A 9283-nucleotide genomic window follows, 5' to 3' on the forward strand; every position below is an offset into this window, starting at 1 on the left:
AAAAAGTGACTCCTGTTGATAGTGCCGGACTCTATATTCCTGGAGGAAAAGCAGCATATCCCTCTTCACTTCTTATGAATGTTATTCCTGCACAGGTAGCTGGTGTTGAGCAAATCATTGTCTGTACACCAACACCAGATAATGAACCAAATGAGTTACTTCTTGCAGCGTGCCATTTATGTGGTGTAAGTGAAGTATATAAAGTAGGTGGTGCTTCTGCAATCGCTGCTATGGCTTATGGTACCCAAACTATTCCAAAAGTTGATGTCATCACAGGACCAGGAAATATCTTTGTGGCAACTGCTAAAAAAATGGTGTTTGGTGAAGTAAACATAGATATGATAGCAGGACCTAGTGAAATAGGTGTGCTTGCCGATGATAGTGCAAAGGCGCATCATTTAGCTATTGATCTGCTCTCTCAAGCCGAACATGATGAGATGGCAAGTTCTATTTTAATTACGCCTTCCCAAAAACTTGCAGATAGTGTAAAAGTAGCAATAGAAAATTGGCTTTTTAAACTCCCTCGTAAAGAGATAGCGAAAAAATCAATTCAAGAGCGTGGGGCTATTATCGTTACAAAAGATATGGATGAAGCAGTAGCACTTATGAATAAGATAGCACCAGAACATCTCGAAGTTGCTACTATGAGTCCTTTTGAACTTTTACCATACATTAAACATGCTGGAGCAATCTTTTTAGGGCACAATACACCTGAAGCTATTGGTGACTATATTGCTGGACCAAATCATACGCTACCTACGGGAGGGACTGCAAAGTTCTACTCTCCTCTTGGGGTTGAGAACTTTATGAAAAAGAGTTCTATTATCTCTTTTAGTGCGAACGCAATTAATGAAATAGGCGAAGAGTGCGCTCTTATAGCAAATACAGAAGGCTTGACTGCACATGAACAATCTGTTCGTGTAAGACTAAAATAATATAAATTTATTGATTATCATAAATATATACTCTATTTATGGTAATTATAACTCCACAAAATATAAGTTAAATTAATTTACACACTCCATCAAAATAATCATTTCTTTATCACTTTTTTATATCAATTTTAAGATAACTTAGATACTATTTAGACAGTAAAATAAGTTTTTATTATGATTGATAAGGGCTTCTTTTAATACAAATAAATCGTAGTTATAAATCTTAATTAAGCCGTGATTGGCCAAAGGAGAATATATGCAATTAGGTTTCCTAGTTGATTTACATCTTTGTATGGGATGTAAAGGTTGTGAGATCGCATGTAAAGTGGAAAATGAAGTTCCACTAAGTACATGGAGACTTCGTGTCAAATATGTGGATGTGGGAGCTTTTCCTGAAACAAAGAGGACATTTACACCTTTAAGATGTAATCACTGTGAAAATGCTCCATGTGAGCGAATTTGTCCAGTATCTGCTCTTCATTATATTGATAATGGAATTGTAAACATTGACAGTGAAAGATGTATTGGTTGCGCTGGTTGTGTTATGGCTTGTCCATATGGAGCAATCTATATAGACCCTGAGACACAAACTGCTGACAAGTGTACATACTGTGCACACCGTGTTGCTTCATCTATGATGCCAGCTTGTGTCGTTGCTTGTCCTGTTGAAGCAAATATTTTTGGTGATTTAGAGGATCCTACTTCAAATATATCTATGTATATTCAAGATCATAGAGATGTTCAGGTCCGTAAACCAGAGAAGGGAACAAATCCTCACCATTTCTATGTTGGAGCAAGTCAAGTCAATCTGAATCCTCTTGCATCAGAAAGAGTAGAAGGATTTAGCTTATTTAATAAAATAACACATCTTCCACTAGGAGGGCACCACGAATGATACATGAATCAATAGCTGCAACACAAGCAGTAGTAACTTTGGATGTACCATTACCAGACATATTTTGGGGCTGGTTTGTTACAATGAATATGTGGGCGAAAAGTATTGGTACTGGTTTAGTATTTATGCTTTTCTTATTAATGAAAAAAAATCCAGATGAGATGAAAGGTTTAAGAACTCCAACATTAATTGTTTCATTTGTGATGATGAATGTTTTCTTACTCTTTACATTGGCTGATTTGCACCAACCATTTAGAATGTGGCACATTTTTTTCTATCCTCATTGGACTTCAGCTATTACAGTTGGTGCATGGATGGCAACAGTTTTTGTTGGACTTGAATCTCTTATGATTGTAGTAATGCTTAGAAAAGATAAATGTTTATTAACAAAAAATCCTACAGGCTTTTTTGATAAACTCCTTTTTTGGGTAACACTGCTTGCTATTCCTGTAACACTATATACTGCAGGTATTATGGCAGAAGCTACTGCTCGTGAGTTATGGCAAATGTCAACAGAATCAGTACAGATGATTTTAGCAGCAACGCTAAGCGGTTCTGCGGCTATGATCTTACTTGGTGGTTCTAAACTTAGTGATAAGACAAAGCAGTTTTTCGGAGCTATTTTAGGGCTTAGTGCTTTGATGGCATTTATTATCTATATGTCAGAGTATATCTTCGGTGGAATGAAATCAGAAGAAGTTATTGCTATCTTGTCAAATATAAAAGGTGATGGTGAATATGCGACTATGTTCTGGGTTGGACAATGGGTAGCTTATATTTTACCTATGTTACTTATAGCACTTGCACGTGTTAGTAAGAGTAGTAATCTTTTAAATCTTGCATCGATTTTAGCAATCGTTGGTCTGTGGGTAGTAAAACATGTTTGGCTTGTTATTCCACAATTATTATCGTTGAGTTAAGGAGAAAGTATAAATGTATTTACAAAGTAGAAGAACATTTTTAAAAGGTGCTGCGTTTAGCGTTGCTGGCGTAGCTATTGCAAAGGGTGTATTTACAACTGATGCTGCTGCAGAATCTGTAACGGACAGTAAGTTTACAAATACTCCTGATACACTTTCGTTTTATCCAGATGTATCTGAGTGGGATAGTTTTAAAGAGCTTGATGGAACAGATTGGAAGCGTGGTGGTATTGAACGACATGGTGTTCGTTCGGCTGAAAATCCAGATGGTATTCAAGTAAATGACTATACAATCGTTCCTACAGTTTGTTCAAACTGTGAAGCTGGTTGTGGTCTTACTGCATGGGTAAACAAGAATGATTTTGATAAGGGAGTGCTTACTGTACGTAAATATATGGGTAATCCACTTCATACCGGTTCTCGTGGTAGAAACTGTGCAAAAGGGTACGCTGTAACATCACAGATGTATGATCCAGATCGTATTCCATTCCCAATTAAGCGTGCTCCAGGTTCTAAGCGTGGTGAAGGTAAATGGGTTCGTGTAACTTGGGATGAAGCAATGGCTGTCATTGGTAAGAAAATGCACGATACACTTGCTAAAGGTGATGAAGTTTCTAAAAAGCAAATTATGTATCATGTTGGTCGTCCAAATGAAAATGGTTTTGGTCCTCGTGTTCCTCAAAGTTTAGGAATTGATGGTTACAACTCACATACAAATATCTGTTCTGCAGGTGCTCGTCAAGGTACTATTCAATGGGCAAATGACGATAGAAATTCACCGGATTGGGGAAATGCAGATCTTATCTTCTTACAATCATCTCACGCAGCAGATGCTGGTCACTACTTCCAACAATCAGCAGGTTTAATTGCTGATGCAAGAAAACGTGGTGCTAAAATGGTTGTTATTGACCCTAGAATGAGTAACTCTGCTGGTATGGCAGATCTTTGGATTCCTACATGGCCAGGAACTGAAGCTGCACTTTATCTTTATCTTACAAATAGAATTGTGCATGAAAAAGATAAAGATGGGAATGATTTAGTTGACCATAAATATGTAAAAGAGTGGCTCAACTGGGATCGTCTGATGGCAAATAAAGATTATTTGCAAAAGATGGTTGGTTATGGATATATTTCAAAAGTGCCAGAAGATGACAGCTATGAGTCATACATAGAACTTATGAAAGAGTTATATGCTCCATATACGAAAGAGTTTGTAGTTAAAGAGTGTAAACTTGAAGGTATGGAATATAAGCTAGATGAGTTATGGGAACTTTTTGTTCCAGCTGGTGCAAGAATATCAAGTTATTTATGGCGTGCAGGAGCAATTGGTCACCGTGGTGGTTGGATGAATACTCGTACTGGTTTCTTACCATTAGCACTTCGTGGTGCAATGCGTGGAGATATTGGTGGTGTAGGTATGCACCATTGGCATGAGATTTCTGTTGCAGGTAAAGGTGATAAAGCTACCGTAGCTGGAAAACACCCTGCAAAAACTGATGCATGGAATGAGTTGGCTTGGCCACCAGAGTATCCGATTTCAACATATGAAATGGGCTTTATGTTACCTCAGATTATGATGGATGACGACTGGCATGCAAAATGGACAAAAAGAGGTCTTAAGATTCCTAAAGCTATTTCTGTATATATTCCGAGAATGCACAATCCATTATGGATTAATCCAGATGGTTTTAGATGGATGGAAGCACTTAAACGTGAAGATAAATTTGAATTAACATTTAACTTATCTCCAACATGGTCTGAAACAAACTGGTACTGTGACTATGTACTTCCTGTTGGACTTGCGGGTGAGAGAAATGACCAACAATCAACTCCATCGAAGCCAGAACAGCGTATTGAATTCCGTCAAGCAGTTCTTCGTGTTGCTGCTGAAAAATCTGGATGGAAACCAAAAGATCCAACTCGTGCTACACTAGAAGCACATACAAAGTTTGGTCTTGGTGAAGTTTGGGAAGAGAGTGAATTTTGGCCAAATCTAATTTTTCATTATGTAGATCCTGATGGTTCTTTAGGCATAAGAGACTACTGGGCAAGTAAAAAAGACCCATCTCGCTGTGTAACTGTACCAGAGTATTTTGATGCTGCACTTTCATTGCTTCCTAGATTGAATGAAACTGCGAAAAAAATGTATAAAGGTGAAGAGTACCCTGTATATTCTTACATTAGAGATCATGGTTGTTGGACTGAGAAAACTAATGTCTATAAACCTCAAGAAGATGAACTAAAAATTGAGGGTGATTATGTTTACGCTCATGGTCATAAATATGAAAAAAATGAAGTTGAAAAAGATCAGTTTGGTGCATTATGGGTTCAAGATGGTAAATTTATGAAATCTATAGGTATTATACAAGATAAAGAAGTATTAGGCGGTTTTCACACATTAAGTAGAAAACTTGAATTCTTCTCTGAGTGGTTAACTGAGTGGAAATGGCCAGAGTATGCTATTCCTATCTATCCTAGAAACAAAGCTGAAAATGATAAAATGGTGCACCTTGTAACTCAAGTGCATCATAAACATATGAAAGGTGACAATGAATTTGCATTAAATACGATTTATCGTCTGCCATACAATATTCATACGCGTTCAGTAAACTCGAAACATCTTATGGAAATTTCACAAAATCATAATCCAATTTGGATTTACACAAAAGATGCCCAAAAGCTTGGTATTAAGCGTGGTGATGCGGTGAAAGTACAAATTGAAGATACACTCTCTGGTATTCAAAGTGGTTATTTCATCGCTATGGCAGTACCTACTGAGGCTACTCGTCCAGGTGTGCTTGCGTGTTCACACCATGCTGGTCGTTGGAAACTTAAAGATGCTGTGAAAATTCCAGGATTTGAACATACATTAGGTGTAATGAGTTTAGGTTCACCAAAAGTTTCTATGACAAATGATGGTAAAGTTGGAACTATGACGACTACTGAGGGTATTCATCCTCATGAAGCATGGCAGTTTAAAGAGTACAACAGAGACCTAGATGATATCTGGTGGAATGGACTAAGTGGTGCATGGCAAAATGCTGTAGCTCCTTGTCATCCAGACCCAATTGCTGGTAACCATGGTTGGCATCAAAAAGTCATTCTTTCTAAAGCTGGAAATGATGATAAAATTGGTGATATTCATGTAAATTATGAAAACAACTTTAAGGTGTATAAGGCGTGGAGAGATCAATTGACTCGTCCATTGACAGCGTCAGATAAATTACGTCGTCCTTACTTTATTAAGCGTCCGGTTAAACCAAGCCAAAAAGCTTATGAATTTAACATTAAAGATGTGTAAATTCTAGATTAAAGCCCACTTCAAGTGGTGCTTTAATATAATTCTTCAAATATATAAACTTCCCATAAAGGTACATTATTTATGAATAATGATTTAAAACAACAACAAATTGCTCGTATAAATATATATGCACTACTTTCAAGACTTACAATGAGTGAAGTTGATGAAGGCTTATTAAAATCAATAGAAGAGGATGAGAATATCTTATCTTTTTTTCCAACATATAAAACATGGAAAAAAAGAGATAAATTTGATAGAAAAGAGTTAATTGAGAGATATCTCAATGTTGATTTTACTAATCTTTTTTTACTCCATCTCATTCCGTATGAATCATTTTATATGAGAGAAGACCAGATGATGGAAACAGGTGGTGACAACCCTGTACAGGCAATTTTCAATGCTTTTGAATTTAAGGTAGAACTTGATAAAGCCCGTGTAATGTCAGCAGATCACATTGGAATTGAGTTAGAATTTATGTACGAACTTTGCAGAGCAGAGATGAAAGCGCTTGAAGAGAATGACATAGAGATTGCTAAACAACTTGCACAGCTTCAATATGGCTTTATGAAAGATCATATTGTAGAGTGGATGCCTATGTATCTCTTAAATGTAAAAAATGAGGCGGGAACAGCATTTTATTTTGATTTGGCTGATTTTACTTTAGAATTTATTTTAAGTGATTTTGAGTATCTTAGTGCATTAAAAGAAAAAGAGTATAAATACATAGCATGAGTTTACTAACTTTAGACATTTCAAAATGTGTACATACTTCAAACAAATTCGCTATATGTGATAAATGTGTTACAGTATGTCCTGTTGAAACTATTAAAATTGATGATGGTGTTATCTCCTTTGTCCCAAGTGAATGTGTAGGATGTGGCGGGTGTGATGCTGTTTGTCCTACTGCTGCTTATGAGCTGGATGACTTTAAGCCTATTAATTATGTTTTTAATTTTTTAGAAAATGATTTGGATGTTATAACATGTAAAAATGAGCTTCCTTGTATAGCCGCATTAAGTGTTGAAGAGTTGCTAAGTATGGCACTTATATCTCCTCAAAGTATTACTGCGGATATTGGTGCTTGTAAAGAGTGTCCTATTGCTGCAAAAAATTTGCCAATTATACAAGAGAGAGTTGAAGAGGTTAATTTCTTTTTAGAGGCGATGGAACAAAATAGTGCCATTGCTTTAAAAGAGTTGGATATTGAAGAAGAAACAGCTCAAACCGATACCTTAAGTAGAAGAAAGTTACTCTCAAAAGATGGTTTGAAAAAAGCTGTCAGTATAAAACAACAGTTTGAAAATGAAGTGGCATCAACAGATACAACATTAAAAACGCATGAAGTGACAAATGCCGATATTGTTAAAATTAAGCAAAAAAATCTTCCAGATAGAAGAAGTTTACTGCTTATGGCAATGAAAAGAGCAGAAGTGCCCGAGACTTTTCATACTATTTCCATAGAAGATATTAGTTTTATTTCTCAAAAAGACTTAGATGAAAGTAGTTGTACAAATTGTCAAATGTGTTACAGAATTTGTCCCACTGGTGCATTAAGCTCAGATGGTAGAGGTTCTGTGATTAATTTTAATCCACTCGCTTGTGTGCAGTGTCATAGTTGTCATGATGTTTGTGAGCCAGATTCGTTAACACTAAGAAAAACTTTTGCACTTTCAAACTTTTTTGAGCCAAAGGTTGAAACTTTAGTCCGTTTTGACATAAAACGCTGTGATGAATGTGGTAATTACTTTGCCTATCAAGGTGGCGAAATGCTCTGTCGTAGATGTCAGATAGAAGAAGATGAAGCCAGAGAACTGTGGGGAATTAAATAATGAGTGAAAATATGCAAAATATTGATACGATGAATCTCAATGATGAAATTAAAATAGAGACAAAGTTATATGGGCTAATAGCAGAACATGCAAGTCCAAATCGTCTTTTTGTCTTGTTAAATAAACTTGTAAAAGCAGATAATGCAGATGCAATGATGATACCAATGAATATACGCGAAGATGATTTTTATTTTACACTTTCTAATATGAAGAAATCTCATGTAAATGGGGCTTACATAGCAGCAGAGTACCAAGAAAAAGCTGTTGAACTTTTAGATGAAGCAGATGAGTTTGTCCAGGTTTATAATAAATGTGATTTTGTGCTGCGTGATGGTGAAAAACTTATTGGTACATATTTAGAAAAGAATGGTGCGCTTAATGGTGATGCTTTAGCAAAAGAGATATACGAACAATTTATAAAATAGAGGAATAAAATTATGGATATGAAAGATTTAAATGAGTTAAGAGGTGAATTTGAGCAGATGCAGAGACAGGCTATGAACCAGTCCTGTGAAGATGATAGTTGTGATATGGATACTCCAGAAGATTACCCCGACTACTTAAGAGCTATCTATGCTGAAATTATGCCACCAGCTAAAAGTGGTATTTACTTTTCTCGCTGGGATTTAAAAAGAATGGCCCAAGGGCTTGATGAATCTTTTGCTATTGATGTAAGAGAGAGAATGTTTAAAAACTTTATGCAATGGGTTGCTACACCTGATGATTTTAGAGCTGTTATAGAGCAATTCTCTATGAATATGGATATGAAATGTGATATATACAAAGAGTATAGTGAAAAATACCCTGCATCAAAAGAGATTTTTGATGTTAAAATTGAAAAAGCTGAAAAGTCAAAACGCTATTTTGAAAAAGTTTATAAGGAGTTTTTTACTGAATAATTAGTAATCAACTCCGAGTAAATCTTCTTCTACATTGTATTTATCTGAGTTATCTTTTTTAAAGTTTGTAAGGTAACTCGTGATATTCATAATATCTTTTTGTGTAAGTGTTTGAGCAAAGGTAAACATTATCTCTTGCTTTTGCGTATTTGCAATTCCCTTTTTAAAGTTTTCTAATTTATCTGTTAGATATTTTTTCTTCTTATTTGCCAATTTTGGATAGTAACTACTCCCTTCTGCGTTTGTCCCATGGCAGTTAGCGCAGCCATTTTGAAAATAGAGATCTCTTCCCTGCTCATACGCAGATTCAGAGGCATAGAGCAGATGAGCAGTTAGGGTGAGGCATATGCCTAAGATGAGAAGTTTCATTAGTAAATCCTTTTATTTTTTAATTTTTCAATTATTTCTGCTTTTATTTTCTTAAAACTAATACTTTTATTCTCTTTATAAACAAGCTCTTCTAACACTTTAATCTCATCATGCATCTCTTGCAGGTCATAACTG

The 9283-nt window shown here is 35.7% G+C and carries 9 protein-coding genes; 8 read left to right on the plus strand and 1 reads right to left on the minus strand.

Going from position 1 to position 9283, the window contains the following annotated elements:
• From hisD to MVY38_RS06445, 8 genes are all read left to right on the plus strand, one after another.
• Positions 1 to 935: histidinol dehydrogenase (gene hisD, locus MVY38_RS06410; RefSeq protein WP_297484487.1), on the plus strand; the 935-nt coding region annotated here is incomplete at its 5' end.
• 256 nt (positions 936 to 1191) lie between these two features.
• Entirely contained in the window at positions 1192 to 1830 is a 639-nt protein-coding gene (locus MVY38_RS06415) for a 4Fe-4S dicluster domain-containing protein (protein ID WP_297434253.1), read from the plus strand.
• Positions 1827 to 2750 (plus strand): NrfD/PsrC family molybdoenzyme membrane anchor subunit, encoded by a 924-nt coding sequence (nrfD, locus tag MVY38_RS06420; protein WP_297484489.1) that lies wholly within the window; start codon positions 1827 to 1829, stop codon positions 2748 to 2750. The genes MVY38_RS06415 and nrfD overlap by 4 nt, the downstream gene beginning before the upstream one ends.
• Positions 2751 to 2763: 13 nt before the next feature.
• Positions 2764 to 6051 (plus strand): molybdopterin-dependent oxidoreductase, encoded by a 3288-nt coding sequence (locus MVY38_RS06425; RefSeq protein ID WP_297484492.1) that lies wholly within the window; start codon positions 2764 to 2766, stop codon positions 6049 to 6051.
• An 81-nt stretch (positions 6052 to 6132) separates the two neighbouring features.
• On the plus strand, positions 6133 to 6783 hold the full coding sequence (locus tag MVY38_RS06430) for a molecular chaperone TorD family protein (protein WP_297484493.1): 651 nt from the start codon (positions 6133 to 6135) through the stop codon (positions 6781 to 6783).
• Positions 6780 to 7880 carry a 4Fe-4S dicluster domain-containing protein gene (locus tag MVY38_RS06435; RefSeq protein WP_297484495.1) on the plus strand — a complete coding sequence of 367 codons (1101 nt, stop codon included), beginning with the start codon at positions 6780 to 6782 and terminating at the stop codon, positions 7878 to 7880. The genes MVY38_RS06430 and MVY38_RS06435 overlap by 4 nt, the downstream gene beginning before the upstream one ends.
• Positions 7880 to 8305 (plus strand): hypothetical protein, encoded by a 426-nt coding sequence (locus MVY38_RS06440; protein ID WP_297484497.1) that lies wholly within the window; start codon positions 7880 to 7882, stop codon positions 8303 to 8305. The genes MVY38_RS06435 and MVY38_RS06440 overlap by 1 nt, the downstream gene beginning before the upstream one ends.
• A gap of 12 nt (positions 8306 to 8317) precedes the next feature.
• Positions 8318 to 8779, plus strand: coding sequence for a hypothetical protein (locus tag MVY38_RS06445; RefSeq protein WP_297484499.1), 462 nt, complete (start codon positions 8318 to 8320; stop codon positions 8777 to 8779).
• Here the strand turns inward: MVY38_RS06445 and MVY38_RS06450 are convergent, their stop codons facing one another.
• Positions 8780 to 9148, minus strand: coding sequence for a c-type cytochrome (locus tag MVY38_RS06450; RefSeq protein WP_297484501.1), 369 nt, complete (start codon positions 9146 to 9148; stop codon positions 8780 to 8782).
• Positions 9149 to 9283: the final 135 nt, after the last annotated feature.

Origin of the sequence: Sulfurimonas sp. (assembly GCF_027056685.1) — a bacterium.
Classification (GTDB): domain Bacteria; phylum Campylobacterota; class Campylobacteria; order Campylobacterales; family Sulfurimonadaceae; genus Sulfurimonas.

Excerpts from the sequence above, each read along its gene's own strand:
- MVY38_RS06415 (WP_297434253.1), top strand. The coding sequence starts at position 1,192 with ATGCAATTAGGTTTCCTAGTTGATTTACATCTTTGTATGGGATGTAAA.
- nrfD (WP_297484489.1), top strand. The coding sequence starts at position 1,827 with ATGATACATGAATCAATAGCTGCAACACAAGCAGTAGTAACTTTGGAT.
- MVY38_RS06425 (WP_297484492.1), top strand. The coding sequence starts at position 2,764 with ATGTATTTACAAAGTAGAAGAACATTTTTAAAAGGTGCTGCGTTTAGC.
- MVY38_RS06430 (WP_297484493.1), top strand. The coding sequence starts at position 6,133 with ATGAATAATGATTTAAAACAACAACAAATTGCTCGTATAAATATATAT.
- MVY38_RS06435 (WP_297484495.1), top strand. The coding sequence starts at position 6,780 with ATGAGTTTACTAACTTTAGACATTTCAAAATGTGTACATACTTCAAAC.
- MVY38_RS06440 (WP_297484497.1), top strand. The coding sequence starts at position 7,880 with ATGAGTGAAAATATGCAAAATATTGATACGATGAATCTCAATGATGAA.
- MVY38_RS06445 (WP_297484499.1), top strand. The coding sequence starts at position 8,318 with ATGGATATGAAAGATTTAAATGAGTTAAGAGGTGAATTTGAGCAGATG.
- MVY38_RS06450 (WP_297484501.1), bottom strand. The coding sequence starts at position 9,148 with ATGAAACTTCTCATCTTAGGCATATGCCTCACCCTAACTGCTCATCTG.